Origin of the sequence: Pseudomonas sp. 22072, from assembly GCF_052046095.1 — a bacterium.
Classification (GTDB): domain Bacteria; phylum Pseudomonadota; class Gammaproteobacteria; order Pseudomonadales; family Pseudomonadaceae; genus Aquipseudomonas; species Aquipseudomonas paracarnis.
The window spans coordinates 364,188-379,252 of the sequence record NZ_JBQEQE010000001.1 but is presented as its reverse complement, the minus strand read 5'-3'; the positions used below and the strand labels follow the sequence as shown (position 1 = coordinate 379,252).

Genomic DNA, 15,065 nt, shown 5'->3' with positions numbered 1-15,065 from the left:
GATGGCCTATCAATTCGACTTTGTGCCGGTGCTGGCCAATACCGACCTGCTCCTGCGTGGCGCGCTGTTCACCCTTGAGCTGACGGCCATTGGCGCCCTCCTCGGCGTGGCACTGGGCACTGTCGGCGCCGTGGTACGGGCGTGGAAGATCCAGCCGTTTGCATGGCTCTTTGGTGTGTATGTCGAGTTGATCCGCAACACGCCGTTCCTGGTGCAACTGTTCTTCATCTTCTTCGGACTGCCGTCCCTGGGGTTGAAAATAACCGAATGGCAAGCCGCCGTGCTGGCGATGGTAATCAACCTGGGGGCGTACTCCACCGAGATCATACGTGCGGGTATCCAGGCCATCCCACGGGGGCAACTGGAAGCGGCCGCGGCGCTGGCAATGACGCGCTTCGAGGCGTTCCGCCATGTGGTGTTGCTACCAGCCCTGGGCAAGGTGTGGCCAGCCCTGAGCAGCCAGATCATCATCGTGATGCTCGGCTCGGCGGTGTGTTCGCAGATCGCGACTGAAGAGCTGAGCTTTGCCGCCAACTTTATCCAGTCGCGTAATTTCCGGGCCTTTGAAACCTATGCCCTGACCACCCTGGTGTACCTGTGCATGGCGCTGATGATTCGCCAGTTGCTCAACTGGATCGGCCGACGGTTTGTCATGAGGAACAGCCGATGAGTGATTTTTCGTTCTGGGACATCGTGCGCAACCTGCTTACCGGCCTGCAATGGACGCTGCTGCTGTCATTGGTGGCGTTTGTGGGCGGCAGTCTGATCGGCTTGCTGGTGATGACCCTGCGCATCAGCCGCAAAGCGTTCCCACGCAACATTGCCCGCGCCTATATCGAACTGTTCCAGGGCACGCCACTGCTGATGCAGCTGTTCCTGGTGTTTTTCGGCGTTGCCCTGCTCGGCGTGGACATATCGCCCTGGCTGGCAGCGGCGATTGCGTTGACCCTGTTTACCAGCGCTTACCTGGCTGAAATATGGCGCGGCTGCGTCGACTCAATTGCCCACGGCCAATGGGAAGCCTCGGCCAGCCTGGCCCTCAACCCGCTTGAACAACTGCGCTACGTGATCTTGCCCCAGGCGCTACGTATTGCTGTCGCGCCGACAGTGGGCTTCTCGGTGCAGGTGGTCAAAGGCACCGCCGTGACCTCGATCATCGGCTTCACCGAACTGACCAAGACGGGCGGCATGCTCGCCAACGCCACCTTCGAACCCTTCATGGTCTATGGCCTGGTGGCCCTCGGTTACTTCCTGCTTTGCTACCCCTTGTCCCTCAGTGCGCGCTACCTGGAAAGGAGACTGCATGCCTCTGCTTAGAATTTCTGCCCTGCATAAGTATTACGGCGATCACCACGTGCTCAAGGGCATCGACCTGACGGTGGACGAAGGCCAGGTGGTGGCAATCATCGGCCGCAGCGGCTCGGGCAAGTCCACCTTGCTGCGCACCCTCAATGGTCTGGAGTCGATCAACGACGGCGTCATCGAAGTCGATGGTGAATACCTCGACGCGGCCCGCGCCGACCTGCGCAGCCTGCGGCAGAAGGTCGGCATGGTGTTCCAGCAATTCAATCTGTTCCCGCACCTGACCGTGGGCGAGAACGTGATGCTGGCGCCGCAAGTGGTGCAGAAAGTGCCAAAGGCCAAAGCGGTGCAGTTGGCAAAGCAGATGCTGGATCGGGTAGGCCTGGGCGAGAAGTTCGACGCTTTCCCTGATCGACTGTCCGGTGGCCAGCAACAGCGAGTCGCCATTGCCCGCGCACTGGCCATGTCACCCAAAGTGCTGCTGTGCGATGAAATCACATCGGCCCTGGACCCGGAGCTGGTCAATGAAGTGCTCAGCGTGGTGCGCCAACTGGCTAAAGACGGCATGACCCTGATCATGGTGACCCACGAAATGCGTTTTGCCCGGGAGGTTGGGGATAAGCTGGTGTTCATGCACCAGGGTAAGGTGCATGAAGTGGGCGATCCGAAAGTGCTGTTTGCACATCCGCAATCTGCCGAGCTGGCAAACTTCATCGGCAGCCATGGATCACCTGCCTGAGGACTCAGCCACCGGACACCAGCTCGAAACGCCCATTGCCCTCGTATGTGGTTTTATTGCCAACAGCAGTGGCTGCGCTCGATAGCCAGGTGTCTACTTGCACCTGCGCCGAAAAAGCGTGGCCTCTGGCAGGAGCTCCGCCGACCAGCACTACCAGAGATTGGCCTGGGCGTAGCTGGGCGTCCCGTTCGGTAGGGTTGTGCCATTGCGCTAACTCGATGGGTTTACCGTCGAGTTGAGGATGCTGAAGCGTCAGGTTGAAAAAGCCCTGGCGGCCAAACCTGTAGCCAGTCTCATTGGCCGGCACGCCTTGAAAACGTAGCGCAATCACCGCAGCCTCCACGCAGATCACGTTCAGACGTACCATACGCTTTCCCAGCGAAGCACCCCGATTTTCGAGCTGTTCGCCTGGGCGAAGCAGGCCGTAATCGATGATGGGCTGGCTCAGGGACAGGCGGCAGTTCGCAGCACTTGCCGGCGCTGCCAGTAAAAGGCAGCTCAACAACAGCCCCAAGCCTTTGAGGCACCCGATACGCCACTCGTTCATGCGGGCCATCTCACCGACAGACCGCCGAAGCGGTTTCGTAGAATTTGCCATTATAGGTTTGCTCCGGAAGGTCGAGTTGCAGCGCGCAGGACACTGTGCTGGAAGAGACTTTAAGGGCCTGGGGCGCGTCGACGTTGCTGAGAAAAATCATCCCATCCCCAACCACCGTGGTCAGCAATGCATTTTCTGGCCCCAGCACGGCAGCGCCCTGAGGCAATGGTTTGCCGTGTATATCCGTAGCGCGCAGCAGTACCCGGCGCACGTTGATTACTTCGAAATCGACCCTGTTGAAGGACCCACGGCCCGCTTCCAGGACCTTGGTACCGTTCTTGATATCCATCTGGCGAGGTAGGCTTTTGCCTTCCAGCTCCAACACGCTCGACTGATAAGCCGGCAAACTGGCGATCACAGCCTTGCCCCACGGGTCGGTCCAAACCGGCCCTTGAGGTGTGGTAAGACGAGCACCGGCAACCTCGCCCACCGAGACCACGCCAAACGTGTCCTCAACCCGATACGGCGACAATGTGAAACCTTCAGAATGGGCGACCACCGCCCCTTGCAATTGCCCGGAGTAACTGGTGCTGGACGAGTCACGATTCAGCCCCAGCCCCACTTGCGCGTAACGAGAAGACGCGTTGAGCGTGCCGCCCAGGGTGTGCTCACGATGCCCTGCGAAGTCTCTGTCGCTGCGTATCTGGTAGTTCAGCGTCTCGTCGACACGCTCATCATAGGCAGTGCCGATACTGGAGCGCTCTCCCTGACGTCGAGCGAATGCGCTGAGGCTCCGATCACGGCCCAGGGGAACACTGACCTGCAGTCGAATACCCAGTCCGTCATCGTTCCGGTCATCGGCACTGTTGGACTGGCCAATCTGAGAGTCCACGGTCACACCGACGCTGGCATATCTGAAGCTCTTGTTCCACGTGCCGTAGATATTCTGGGTAATCCGGCTCTTGAAATCGGCCCCCCGGTTATAACCGATTGAGAAGCCACCCAACTGAGGGTCCGCCCAACTGAATCCTACGGTGTACTGGTTCTTGAATCGCGAACCATCCACATCGTTTACATGAGGCGTCACTGTATCGATGACGTCACGATAGCCCGGTGTCTGCGCAGTGGCACTCAAGGACATCTGTACATTCGCAGGCAGGCCGACGCTCACAGACACACTGTTGCGCGCGCCTTGTACGTTTGTTGAATGATCCCGGGACAAGTTGTTACGCACCCCCAGGGAAAAGCGCTGGGAAAAGCTGCTGTCCAGGGCAAGCCCCACCGCATTGTAGCTATCGGTACCTTGTACCCCTGCGCTGACCGCGCTGTCCTTGCCCACAGCCCACGTACCACTGGCCATGGCCAGCAGGGGCTCTTTGGCCCCTCTCCCCTCCACCTCGCGGATCTTGCCCAAAGAAGCTGTATATCCAGACTTCACGGGGACCACTGCGCGGAACGTAGCAGCCGGCACGATAAAACTGCGCTGCCCGCCCTGGGTCTCTATCACCGTGACCTGAAGGTCGCTGGTGCCGTTGAGCAAGGGCAGATTGGTCAGCGTAAAAGGCCCCTCAGGAACGACCGTGGTATAGATCAACGCGCCGGATTGCCGTACTTCCACCCGTGATTGGCTCAGGGCTCGCCCCTCGACTACCACGCCATTGTGACTGCCACCACTTTCAATACCATCGGGGAAAATCTGCGCGCCCGTCAGTTGTACTCCCCCAAACACCGGGTTATTGCTCGATATCTGACCGACCTGGAAGGTCGAAGCCAAAGGCAAGAAATCCCGTTGTGCATAGGCGAAAAGGTGTTCGGCCGTTGTGCGGCGATCGTTGGAAATATAAAGCTGGCGGCTGCGGGCAATCCAATCGCCAAAATTGAAGCCCACCTCTGTGGAGGCTGAAAGATACCGATAGGTATCCGCCCTGGAATGACTGTTGATTGCCTGGACGTCGTAATTGAGTAGCGCTGCCGTGCCTCCGCGCGCATAGCTGCCGGAGTCTCGCTGAACGTCTCGCAGCGCTTGCGTAGGCACCACCAACGACACCTCTTCGTTGCCAGGACGCAATGTCGTTACTGTCTCAGGGTATTCGGCTTTGAAGTCATGACAGGCTTGCTCGGGGGGGACACTTTTGTCGATCACCGAGGAAGGTACCCGCAAGCTGCCACGATCAAGCAAACCACGGGTAAAGCATAGCTCACCTTCTTTATCGAACCGAGCATCCGTCAAGCCTATCCGCTCACCGTTGACGTGCAGGTCCACGACCCTCACACCCTCACTGAAACGTGGCGCATGACGAAAATAGTGGGCAACCGAAGGGCTGATACCCCGCGCCTGCAGCGTTTCCAAGTCGAACCCGGAAATGCTCGATACACGGGCGGCAGAAGCATCCGTGACCACCACCGCCATCATTGCCATGCACACCGACAGGCTCAGCCCGCTTCGCCTGAAAAGCGCCTCACGCTTTTGTACATGATTCAAGTCGTCGGGAGCTGCACCGAAATTGCCATTGGTTGTGTTCATGAACGGTCACGGCGCATTCGTGATGAGCAGCGCATCGTAGCTATCGACAGCGAAGCCGTAGACGGTCGCGGGTTCAAGGGTGACCGAGGTCGCACCGGGTACAGGCTTGTCCAAGGCCACCTGCAACACTTCGCCAGGCAGCACGTAGGTACGAGCAAGGCTGGCCGTCACTCGTTGCGGATTAAGACGGACGTCTGCCGCCAAGCGGACTACGTATGGGCTGTCGTTGCGCACACTCAAGACGTTGGCCTGAAGATGCCAGGTCAGTAGCTCCCAAGGCGCATCGTTCTTTGGCAAGCCTTTGGGATGCAGGATCAGCGGAAGGTTCTGCCGAAGGCTGATACCAATGGTCGCACCGGAACCAGGTTGTGCCTGAGGAATTCCTTCGAAGGACACACGCTTCAGGCGCTGGGTCTTGAGTGGTTCGGTGCCTATTGAAAGAAACCGCACCATCTGACGCTCTCCTGCATCCACACGTGTGACCGGTGGGGTAACAACAATCAGTTGCTCGGTGTCTTCCGGGACATCCTCGATAACCGAGTGCAGCAGTGCCGGACTGCTATCCGTATTGGTGACGTTAATGCTGACTTCACCTTCTGCCTCATGTAGCACAATGACGGTGGTATCAGGACGCATACCGTCGGCGAACAGCACCGCCGGCAAGAAAAAACCTATTAACAAGCATGATTTAAGAAATCTTTTAACCATCACTTCACTACCCACTTGTGCGCACAGGCTTTGCGAAAGAAATATTGGCCGACACAAAGCCCGCTTAATAAAGCGTGGCTCTGCTCGGCCCCTTTCCGAACCTAGTTATAGATAGCGCAGCTCTAAAGTAGCCTGACCGTCCAGATTAATCTGATTACTCATATTTAACTCTGACGTTTTATTGATAACAGGCAACACTTCAATTTGGCCTGCCACTGTATTAAGCTTGATAGGTGCGTAGACATTTCCTGCCCGCCAAGCCGTAAGGTTGGAGGTATGGCCGACGGCTTGGGTGCTATTCGTATGCCAATATCCGCCATTATTCTCGGAACCAACAATCCCCACCGCTACACCGTCCGCCACAGAATTACGTAGGTGGATCAGATACCCACCAATCTTTTGCCCCTGTGACGTAGCACCCAATCCGAAGTTATAAATATCTTTATAATTACTGCCAAAAAGACTGAGCATCATGCCAGGAATTCGAGAGCTTTCACGATTGTCCGACGCCCTGATCGCCACCGTTGTCTTGACATTGCTGGCACACTTGATCGAATAAGGCGTTGTCTTTTTAGCCAACTGTGTATAACGCGTCGGACTCAGGGAATTCGGATCAATCCTTCCGTAGTCAAAAACCGAATTGGTTATCGTGAAACTGCAGCTGACTGGGGCAATCGTTCCTTTCACACTCAGGTCAGCAGCTTGAGCATGAAAACCAAGGGACGCCAAGCACGCGACACTCATTACAAACATCGTCTTATTCATTTTTAGCACTCTCAATATAACGATAAATATCAGATCAAACCCGATGATAATTAGGCCTGCGCTATCACCCACACACCGATGCGAATTATCTGATCAAGGAAGTACGAATAGGAGCCTAGAGGTAACGAAGCTCCAAGGTTGCGTGACCGTCCAACTCGATTTTACTGCCCACATCGAGCGCGGACTTTTTATTAATAAAGGTAATAACCTGAATATTCCCCGATACCGAATTAACCTTAAGTGGTGTTTGCGCTCCTGAACCACCCCACCAGGCAATGACATCGCCGCCTTGACCCAACGCGTTGCTTCGATAGTTCGTCCATGTATTGCCATTGTCTGCGGAAGTCAATGTACGGACGGTTCGCCCATCAGCAATAGAGTTTTGAACATGTACGGCATAACCCCCTATTTTTTGCCCTTTGGACGACAAACCCAATCCATAGTTGTAGTTATCAGTGTAGCCCTGGTCTATTGAGCTAACGATACCTGGCACTTTGCTGGATGAACGATTATCCACTGCCTTGAGCCCAACCGCAGTGAGTGCAGTTCCCTCGCATTTAACAGCGAACGGCGTGGACTTCGCCGTCAAACGCGTATACTGAGTTTCGCTTAGGCTCGACGGCCGGATATCACCATAATCGAAAACGGCATTAGTCATTGTAAAACTGCAACTGGCAGGAACAATGGCCCCCTTTACGCGCAACTCTGAGGCCTGAGCACTCAGACTAGCCACCGAAAGCACCATACCTGCCACCAAAACAAACTTTACTTTCATGATCTTACATCCTGCATAGACATAGAAATGAATTCGCTAGCAAAAAACCAATATCGCTCATCACTAAAACTGCCGACACAATAACTATCGGAAATAACACAGCTCTAGCGCAGGCTGCTTGCCATCGAACTCATAGTGTTAAACTGCAACGGGCGGGGCCATTAATACCCTTCACTCGTAGATTGGCTGCTTCGACGCTTAAATCTACAGCAGCCAGAAGCAGTCCCGCCGGCACTGACACTTTGCTCTTCATCTGAGCACCTTAATTTCCTGAATATGTAAAAACAGCACCTATAGTCAGCGATGTGAGGTGTTCACTTGTTGAACCCCACACGCATAACTACCCCCTTGTACAAGCCCTGAGCGACAAATAATTACCGCCACGGCTTAATTGCCGACCGGCAGTATCGGCGCCACACATAAATAATTAAGCCGGAAAAATACCTCAATCAACGTAAGACAGCTCTGCGAAAACGGCTCACATTTAGATTGTTTACTGTAGGAGCAAACACAAAAAACCAAGACAAATATGCATACACATGTAGGACTAAGTTGACCATCCAGAAATTACGCACACTGCAAGTTATGAACTACAGCGACTCCTGACCCAATAACACAGCTATCGCAACCACCTCCTACGAGCGGCATTCACAATTTCTGATGAGTGATTGGGGAAAATTCCTCTGGCAGTACGCGTTGGCGCCAGCCGTCGATCGTGGCACGATGGCAAGGTTATCGACCGAGACCCCCAAACCATGCCGCAATCCCAAGCCAAGAATCTGTCCTTGATCGCCGCCATCGACCTGGGCTCCAACAGCTTTCATATGGTCGTGGCCAAGGCCCAGAACGGCGAGATCCGCATCCTTGAGCGGCTCGGCGAGAAGGTGCAACTGGCCGCCGGGATCGACGACGAGCGCAAGCTCAATGAAGAATCCATGCAGCGCGGGCTCGATTGCCTCAAGCGTTTCGCGCAACTGATCAACGGCATGCCCCCTGGCGCGGTGCGTATCGTTGGCACCAACGCCTTGCGCGAAGCGCGCAACCGCAACGAATTCATCCATCGCGCCGAGGAAATCCTCGGGCATCCGGTGGAAGTCATCTCGGGCCGTGAAGAGGCACGCCTGATCTACCTCGGCGTGTCCCACACCCTGGCCGACACGCCCGGCAAACGCCTGGTGGCAGACATTGGCGGTGGCAGCACCGAGTTCATTATCGGCCAGCGTTTCGAACCCCTACTGCGTGAAAGCCTGCAGATGGGGTGTGTGAGTTTCACCCAGCGTTATTTCAAGGATGGCAAGATCACCCCGGCGCGTTATGCCCAGGCCTACACCGCAGCGCGCCTGGAAATCATGAGCATCGAACATGCCTTGCACCGCCTGACCTGGGATGAAGCCATCGGCTCGTCCGGCACCATCCGTGCCATTGGCCTGGCCTTGAAGGCCGGTGGCCATGGCACCGGTGAGGTGAACGCCGAAGGCCTGGCGTGGCTCAAGCGCAAGCTGTTCAAGCTGGGGGATGCAGAGAAAATCGACTTCGACGGCATCAAGCCCGACCGTCGCGCCATTTTCCCTGCGGGCCTGGCGATTCTCGAAGCCATCTTTGACGCCCTCGAACTGCAACGCATGGACCACTGTGACGGCGCCCTGCGCGAAGGTGTGCTCTACGACCTGCTGGGCCGGCACCACCATGAAGACGTGCGAGAGCGCACCCTCAGCTCGCTGATGGAGCGTTACCACGTCGACCTGGAGCAAGCCGCCCGCGTCGAGCGCAAAGCCTTGCACGCCTTCGACCAGGTGGCCGAGGACTGGGACCTGGAAGACGGCGTCTGGCGCGAGTTACTCGGCTGGGCAGCCAAGGTGCATGAGGTCGGCCTGGACATCGCCCACTACCATTATCACAAGCACGGCGCGTACCTGATCGAACACTCGGACCTGGCCGGTTTCTCGCGGGAAGACCAACAGATGCTCGCCCTGCTGGTACGCGGCCATCGTCGCAATATTCCCAAGGACAAGTTTGCCGAGTTCGGTAAAGACGGCATCAAGCTGATCCGCCTGTGTGCGCTGCTGCGCTTTGCAATCCTGTTCCACCACATCCGCGGCACCCAGGAAATGCCCCAGGTCAAATTGCACGCCGATGGCGATAGCCTGGAAGTGATGTTCCCCAAAGGCTGGCTGGATGAAAACCAGCTGACCCAGGCGGACTTCGCCCAGGAAGCGGAATGGCTGACGCGGGTAGGGTTCAGCCTGAACCTGCGCTAAGCAAATCTAAAAGCATTCTGCAGAACAAATGTGGGAGCGGGCTTGCCCGCGATGACGGAGTGTCAGCCAATGCATCTTTGGCTGACCTACCGCTATCATCGCGAGCAAGCCCGCTCCCACTTTTTGAACTGAGTTGGGTTTAGTTCACCGTCAGAATCGGGCTACCCAACTTCTCCAGCAACGTCGCCTGCGCGCTGCGCGGGTTCTGGTTGCCGGTCGGGGTGTTACGCACGTAGCGCCCATCCGACTGCAGGCTCCAGCTATGGGTGTTGTCGGTCAGGTAGCTTTCCAGCTCCTTCTTGACCCGCATGATCAGCTTCTTGCCCTCTACCGGGAAGCAGGTCTCCACACGCTTGTCGAGGTTGCGTTCCATCCAGTCGGCGCTGGAGAGGAACATCTGCTCTTCGCCGCCGTTGAGGAAGTAGAACACGCGTGTGTGCTCCAGGAAGCGGCCGATGATCGAGCGCACGTGGATGTTATGCGACACGCCCACAATGCCGGGGCGCAGGCAGCACATGCCACGCACCACCAGGTCGATGCGCACACCGGACTGGCTGGCCTTGTACAGCGCGCGGATGATCTTAGGATCGGTCAGCGAGTTGAACTTGGCGATGATGTGCGCCGGTTTACCGTCGAGAGCGAACTGGGTCTCGCGGGCAATCATGTCGAGCATGCCCTTCTTGAGGGTGAACGGCGCGTGCAGCAGCTTCTTCATGCGCAAGGTCTTGCCCATGCCGATCAACTGGCTGAACAACTTGCCGACGTCTTCACACAGCGCGTCATCGGATGTCAGCAGGCTGTAGTCGGTGTAGAGCTTGGCGTTGCCGGCGTGGTAGTTGCCGGTACCCAAGTGGGCGTAACGCACAATTTCACCGGCCTCACGGCGCAGAATCAACATCATCTTGGCGTGGGTCTTGAAGCCGACCACGCCGTAGATCACCACCGCACCGGCCGCTTGCAGGCGGCTGGCCAGTTGCAGGTTGGACTCCTCGTCAAAGCGCGCCCGCAACTCGATCACCGCAGTGACTTCCTTGCCGTTACGCGCAGCATCCACCAACGCATCGACGATTTCCGAGTTGGCACCGCTGCGGTACAGGGTCTGGCGCACGGCCAGGACGTGCGGGTCCTTGGCAGCCTGGCGCAGCAGGTCGACCACCGGGGTGAACGACTCGAAGGGGTGCAGCAGCAGGATGTCCTGCTTGCTCACCACGCTGAAGATGTTCTCGCTGTTTTGCAAAAGTTTCGGGATCTGCGGAGTGAACGGCTTGTATTGCAGCTCCGGGTGACTGTCCAAGCCGGTGATGCTGAACAGGCGCGTCAGGTTTACAGGGCCGTTGACCTGGTACAGCTCCGACTCGGCCAGGTTGAACTGCTTGAGCAGGTAGTCCGACAAATGTTTCGGGCAGGTGTCCGCCACTTCCAGGCGCACCGCATCGCCATAGCGCCGCGAGAACAGTTCGCCGCGCAGGGCACGGGCCAAGTCTTCAACGTCTTCGGAGTCCAACGCCAGGTCGGCGTTACGAGTCAGGCGGAACTGGTAGCAGCCCTTGACCTTCATGCCCTGGAACAGGTCATCGGCGTGCGCGTGGATCATCGACGACAGGAATACATAGTTGTCGCCAGCGCCCCCTACCTCTTCCGGTACCTTGATGATCCGAGGCAACAGACGCGGCGCTGGAATGATCGCCAGGCCCGAATCGCGGCCGAAAGCGTCGATACCTTCGAGTTCGACGATGAAGTTGAGGCTCTTGTTCACCAGCAAGGGGAACGGGTGCGTCGGGTCGAGGCCGATAGGCGTGATGATCGGCGAAATTTCGTCCCGGAAGTAACGGCGCACCCAGGTCTTGATCTTGGCGGTCCAGTGACGACGACGAATGAAGCGGACCTGATGCTTTTCCAGCTCCGGCAGCAGGATGTCGTTGAGGATCGCGTACTGGCGGTCCACATGGCCGTGCACCAGCTCACTGATACGCGCCAGGGCCTGGTGCGGTTGCAGGCCGTCGGCACCGGCTTGCTCACGGGCGAAGGTGATCTGCTTCTTGAGGCCGGCAACACGGATCTCGAAGAACTCGTCCAGGTTGCTGGAGAAAATCAGCAGGAATTTCAGCCGTTCCAGCAAGGGGTAGGACTCATCCAGCGCCTGCTCGAGCACGCGGATGTTGAATTGCAGTTGTGACAACTCGCGGTGGATGTACAGGCTGCTGTCATCCAGGTTGGTGACCACTGGCACTGGCGCCGGCGCAGGCGCTTCGGCCACCACCGCAGGCGGTGCAGGCTCCAGCTCCGGCGGGGTCTGGGCGACTTGTTCAACCACCGGGTGAGCGTCTTTTACGGCAACTTCTGAGAGTCCTTCGGTATTCATCGAGTGTTCCTGTGAGGGCTATTGTTGCTCTCTAAGCAATTGGGCGGCGCGGGCGGCGAAGTAGGTCAGAATGCCATCAGCGCCGGCACGTTTAAAGGCAGTCAGGGATTCGAGGATCACTCCTTCACTCAACCAACCATTCTGGATCGCCGCCATGTGCATGGCGTATTCACCGCTGACCTGATAGACAAAGGTCGGCACCTTGAATTCCTCTTTGACCCGGTAAAGAATGTCCAGGTAAGGCATCCCCGGCTTGACCATCACCATATCGGCGCCTTCGGCCAGGTCGGTGGCCACTTCGTGCAGGGCTTCCTGGCTATTGGCCGGGTCCATCTGGTACGAGGCCTTGTTGGCCTTGCCCAGGTTCAGCGCCGAGCCTACCGCATCGCGGAATGGGCCGTAGTAGGCGCTGGCGTATTTGGCCGAGTAGGCCATGATCCGCACATTGACGTGACCGGCCAGCTCAAGGGCTTCGCGAATCGCCTGGATGCGTCCGTCCATCATGTCCGACGGTGCAACCACCTGGGCGCCCGCAGCCGCGTGGGACAACGCCTGCTTGACCAGTGCATCGACGGTGATGTCGTTCTGAACATAACCGTCTTCGTCAAGAATGCCATCCTGGCCGTGGGTGGTGAAAGGGTCCAGGGCCACGTCGGTGATCACGCCCAGCTCCGGGAAACGCTCGCGCAGGGCACGGGTGGCACGCTGGGCAATCCCCTGGGGGTTCCAGGCTTCGGCGGCGTCCAGGGTCTTGAGTTCGGCCGGGGTCACCGGGAACAGCGCCAGCGCCGGGATGCCCAATTCGACCCACTTCGCCGCCTCTTCAAGCAACAGGTCAATGGTCAGACGCTCCACACCCGGCATCGACGCCACCGCTTCCCGGCGATTTTCACCGTCGAGCACGAAAACCGGCAGGATCAGATCATTCGTGGTCAGTACATTTTCACGTACCAGGCGACGAGAAAAATCATCACGACGATTGCGACGCAGACGGGTGGCGGGGAACAGGCGATTGGCAGGGGTAAAGCTCACGACAGACTCCTGAGCCCGTGTTTACGGGCGAGCGTTGCAGTTATAAGCGGCCATTATGACGAATGAATGACAGTTGTGCTTATCGACACGACCTGTAGTCCCATTCGTCATTTGCGTAGGAATTGTTCACTTCGTGACACATCTCGATACTTTCATGAATCTTCGTGAAGGCGTAGGCTGCGCGTTCATTTCGCCAGCACCCTAGACCATGCTTCAACAATTTCTGCATGACTTCGGCTACTTTGCCCTCTTTCTCGGCACGTTCTTCGAAGGCGAGACCATCCTTGTACTCGCAGGCTTCCTGGCGTTCCGTGGCTACATGGATATCAACCTGGTGGTGGTCGTTGCCTTTTTTGGCAGCTACGCCGGCGACCAGCTCTGGTACTACATGGGGCGCAAGCACGGCCGCAAGTTGCTGGCGCGCAAGCCGCGCTGGCAACTGATGGGCGACAAGGCACTGGAACATATCCGCAAGCATCCGGATATCTGGGTATTGAGTTTCCGCTTCGTATACGGGTTGCGCACGGTGATGCCCGTGGCGATTGGCCTGTCCGGCTACCCACCGTTGCGCTACCTGGTTCTGAACGGTATTGGCGCGGCGATCTGGGCCGCGGCACTGGGGGCGGCAGCCTATCACTTCGGCGCAGTGCTGGAAGGGATGCTCGGCAGCGTCAAGAAATACGAGTTGTGGGTATTGGCCGCCTTGCTGGTGCTGGGCTTTGGCCTGTGGCTGCGCCGTCGCTTCAAGAATGCCCGCATCGCCCGCCAAGCCTGTGCCGAGGCCAAGGCTCGGCTGGCTAACGAGCCAGCCTCGGTCGAAACGCCTAAGACACCAACCGAGTAAGCCGGCTTCTGCAACAGTAGAGGCCGATGATGCTGAGCAGGCTGTAGCTCGCCAGGCCCAGCCAGCCCAGGTTGCTGGCGGGCCACAACCCCACCAGCGGCGCCAGCCATACCAAGGGAACATTCAGCGCCAGGCGCGCCAGCTCGGCCTTCAGCGCCCATGGGCGATTCTCCAGCGCCACGCCCAGGGTAAACAACCCCAGCGCCATCGTGCCCCAGCCAAGGGCCAGCGCCGTGGAGGGCAAGCCCTCACCGAAATTCATCAGATAACTGCCAAACCCTACATAGGCCGCAAACTGCAAGGCGATGTAGACCTGTTGGCGCACATCCAGCGGCACCTCGAATTTGCGGAACTGACTCAGGTCCGGCTTGGCCATCGGGTACTTGGCCTTGACGTCCGCCGGGCGCCAGCCGGTGCGCATGAACCAGATACGCAGCTTGTCCCACCAACGCTCAGTACGCCGGGCGTCACTCCAGAGTTGCGCATAAAACTGCAGGTTGGCCCACAGCGGGTTCCAGCTGGCCAAGGGTGTGGTCACACCGAAAATCACCGGTTCGTTATCGTCTTCCTCCTGGAAGGTACCGAACAGTCGGTCCCAAATAATGAACACCCCGCCGTAGTTGCGATCCATGTAGAGAGCGTTCTGCGCATGGTGGGCCCGATGATTGGACGGTGTGACGAAAAACCATTCGAACCAGCCAAGCTTGGGAACATGGCGTGTATGGACCCAGAATTGATACAGCAGGTTGAGCGACGCCACGCTGATAAACACCACCAGTGGCACACCAACCACCGCCAGGGGCAAGTAGAAGATCCAGCTCAGCAGGAAACCGGTGCTGGTCTGGCGCAGAGCGGTGCTGAGGTTGTAGTCCTCGCTCTGGTGATGCACCGAATGCGCGGCCCACAGTATGTTGCGCTCATGACCCATGCGGTGCAGCCAGTAGTAGCAGAAGTCATAGAACACAAAGGCAAACACCCAGGTCCAGGCACTCTGGGCAGGCAATTCGAACAGCGCCAGGTGCTCGATGGCGAACGCGTAGGTCAGCAGGCCCACGCCCTTGGTGAGCAAGCCTGTGGTGGTGGACAGCACTCCGGTGCTGAGGCTGTTGATGGCATCCGCCACTCGGTAGTTGCGCACGCCACGCCAACGGTCGGCCAGCAACTCGACCACGATCAGGGCAATAAAAAACGGTACTGCGTAAGGCACAAAGTCCATGG

Annotated in this window: 13 protein-coding genes; 5 read left to right on the top strand and 8 right to left on the bottom strand. The window is 57.8% G+C overall.

Annotation, left to right across the window (positions count from 1 at the left end):
• The first annotated feature begins 1 nt into the window (after position 1).
• From ACTJLA_RS01720 to ACTJLA_RS01710, 3 genes are read left to right on the top strand one after another with little or no spacing between them, the layout of a single operon-like run.
• Complete coding sequence (locus ACTJLA_RS01720; RefSeq protein ID WP_054896001.1) at positions 2-670, top strand: amino acid ABC transporter permease; 669 nt, start codon at positions 2-4, stop codon at positions 668-670.
• On the top strand, positions 667-1,317 hold the full coding sequence (locus tag ACTJLA_RS01715; RefSeq protein WP_054896002.1) for an amino acid ABC transporter permease: 651 nt from the start codon (positions 667-669) through the stop codon (positions 1,315-1,317). Before ACTJLA_RS01720 ends, ACTJLA_RS01715 begins: the two co-directional genes overlap by 4 nt.
• Positions 1,304-2,041 (top strand): amino acid ABC transporter ATP-binding protein, encoded by a 738-nt coding sequence (locus ACTJLA_RS01710; protein ID WP_054917093.1) that lies wholly within the window; start codon positions 1,304-1,306, stop codon positions 2,039-2,041. Before ACTJLA_RS01715 ends, ACTJLA_RS01710 begins: the two co-directional genes overlap by 14 nt.
• A gap of 4 nt (positions 2,042-2,045) precedes the next feature.
• Here ACTJLA_RS01710 and ACTJLA_RS01705 read toward each other — a convergent pair whose 3' ends face one another.
• The 5 genes from ACTJLA_RS01705 to ACTJLA_RS01685 all read right to left on the bottom strand — a co-directional run bounded on the left by ACTJLA_RS01705 (position 2,046) and on the right by ACTJLA_RS01685 (position 7,351).
• The gene (locus ACTJLA_RS01705; protein WP_230960007.1) at positions 2,046-2,408 is read right to left on the bottom strand and encodes a hypothetical protein; all 363 of its coding nucleotides are present in this window, start codon (positions 2,406-2,408) and stop codon (positions 2,046-2,048) included.
• Positions 2,409-2,598: 190 nt separating this feature from the next.
• On the bottom strand, positions 2,599-5,103 hold the full coding sequence (locus tag ACTJLA_RS01700) for a fimbria/pilus outer membrane usher protein (protein ID WP_314548622.1): 2,505 nt from the start codon (positions 5,101-5,103) through the stop codon (positions 2,599-2,601).
• 6 nt (positions 5,104-5,109) lie between these two features.
• Positions 5,110-5,811: a fimbria/pilus chaperone family protein gene (locus tag ACTJLA_RS01695; RefSeq protein WP_081095710.1), complete on the bottom strand. Its 702-nt coding sequence runs from the start codon at positions 5,809-5,811 to the stop codon at positions 5,110-5,112.
• A gap of 105 nt (positions 5,812-5,916) precedes the next feature.
• Positions 5,917-6,576 carry a DUF1120 domain-containing protein gene (locus tag ACTJLA_RS01690; protein WP_314548616.1) on the bottom strand — a complete coding sequence of 220 codons (660 nt, stop codon included), beginning with the start codon at positions 6,574-6,576 and terminating at the stop codon, positions 5,917-5,919.
• A 115-nt stretch (positions 6,577-6,691) separates the two neighbouring features.
• Positions 6,692-7,351, bottom strand: a complete 660-nt coding sequence (locus tag ACTJLA_RS01685) for a DUF1120 domain-containing protein (protein WP_314548613.1) — start codon at positions 7,349-7,351, stop codon at positions 6,692-6,694.
• Between the two features lie 755 nt (positions 7,352-8,106).
• Here ACTJLA_RS01685 and ppx point away from each other — a divergent pair.
• Positions 8,107-9,609 (top strand): exopolyphosphatase, encoded by a 1,503-nt coding sequence (gene ppx / locus ACTJLA_RS01680; protein ID WP_003195352.1) that lies wholly within the window; start codon positions 8,107-8,109, stop codon positions 9,607-9,609.
• A 139-nt stretch (positions 9,610-9,748) separates the two neighbouring features.
• On the opposite strand, the gene ppk1 is transcribed toward ppx, so the two are convergent.
• On the bottom strand, positions 9,749-11,971 hold the full coding sequence (ppk1, locus tag ACTJLA_RS01675) for a polyphosphate kinase 1 (protein ID WP_054896006.1): 2,223 nt from the start codon (positions 11,969-11,971) through the stop codon (positions 9,749-9,751).
• 18 nt (positions 11,972-11,989) lie between these two features.
• Positions 11,990-13,003, bottom strand: a complete 1,014-nt coding sequence (gene hemB, locus ACTJLA_RS01670; protein WP_034129028.1) for a porphobilinogen synthase — start codon at positions 13,001-13,003, stop codon at positions 11,990-11,992.
• Between the two features lie 208 nt (positions 13,004-13,211).
• Here hemB and ACTJLA_RS01665 point away from each other — a divergent pair, with 208 nt between their 5' ends.
• Positions 13,212-13,847, top strand: a complete 636-nt coding sequence (locus tag ACTJLA_RS01665; protein WP_034129029.1) for a DedA family protein — start codon at positions 13,212-13,214, stop codon at positions 13,845-13,847.
• On the opposite strand, the gene ACTJLA_RS01660 is transcribed toward ACTJLA_RS01665, so the two are convergent.
• Positions 13,828-15,063 (bottom strand): sterol desaturase family protein, encoded by a 1,236-nt coding sequence (locus ACTJLA_RS01660; protein ID WP_314548605.1) that lies wholly within the window; start codon positions 15,061-15,063, stop codon positions 13,828-13,830. The two genes, ACTJLA_RS01665 and ACTJLA_RS01660, sit on opposite strands and share 20 nt — an antisense overlap.
• Between the last annotated feature and the right edge of the window lie 2 nt (positions 15,064-15,065).

Excerpts from the sequence above, each read along its gene's own strand:
- ACTJLA_RS01695 (WP_081095710.1), bottom strand. The coding sequence starts at position 5,811 with ATGGTTAAAAGATTTCTTAAATCATGCTTGTTAATAGGTTTTTTCTTG.
- ACTJLA_RS01665 (WP_034129029.1), top strand. The coding sequence starts at position 13,212 with ATGCTTCAACAATTTCTGCATGACTTCGGCTACTTTGCCCTCTTTCTC.
- ACTJLA_RS01705 (WP_230960007.1), bottom strand. The coding sequence starts at position 2,408 with ATGGTACGTCTGAACGTGATCTGCGTGGAGGCTGCGGTGATTGCGCTA.
- ACTJLA_RS01690 (WP_314548616.1), bottom strand. The coding sequence starts at position 6,576 with ATGAATAAGACGATGTTTGTAATGAGTGTCGCGTGCTTGGCGTCCCTT.
- ACTJLA_RS01685 (WP_314548613.1), bottom strand. The coding sequence starts at position 7,351 with ATGAAAGTAAAGTTTGTTTTGGTGGCAGGTATGGTGCTTTCGGTGGCT.
- ppx (WP_003195352.1), top strand. The coding sequence starts at position 8,107 with ATGCCGCAATCCCAAGCCAAGAATCTGTCCTTGATCGCCGCCATCGAC.
- ACTJLA_RS01720 (WP_054896001.1), top strand. The coding sequence starts at position 2 with ATGGCCTATCAATTCGACTTTGTGCCGGTGCTGGCCAATACCGACCTG.
- ppk1 (WP_054896006.1), bottom strand. The coding sequence starts at position 11,971 with ATGAATACCGAAGGACTCTCAGAAGTTGCCGTAAAAGACGCTCACCCG.
- ACTJLA_RS01700 (WP_314548622.1), bottom strand. The coding sequence starts at position 5,103 with ATGAACACAACCAATGGCAATTTCGGTGCAGCTCCCGACGACTTGAAT.
- ACTJLA_RS01660 (WP_314548605.1), bottom strand. The coding sequence starts at position 15,063 with ATGGACTTTGTGCCTTACGCAGTACCGTTTTTTATTGCCCTGATCGTG.
- ACTJLA_RS01710 (WP_054917093.1), top strand. The coding sequence starts at position 1,304 with ATGCCTCTGCTTAGAATTTCTGCCCTGCATAAGTATTACGGCGATCAC.
- ACTJLA_RS01715 (WP_054896002.1), top strand. The coding sequence starts at position 667 with ATGAGTGATTTTTCGTTCTGGGACATCGTGCGCAACCTGCTTACCGGC.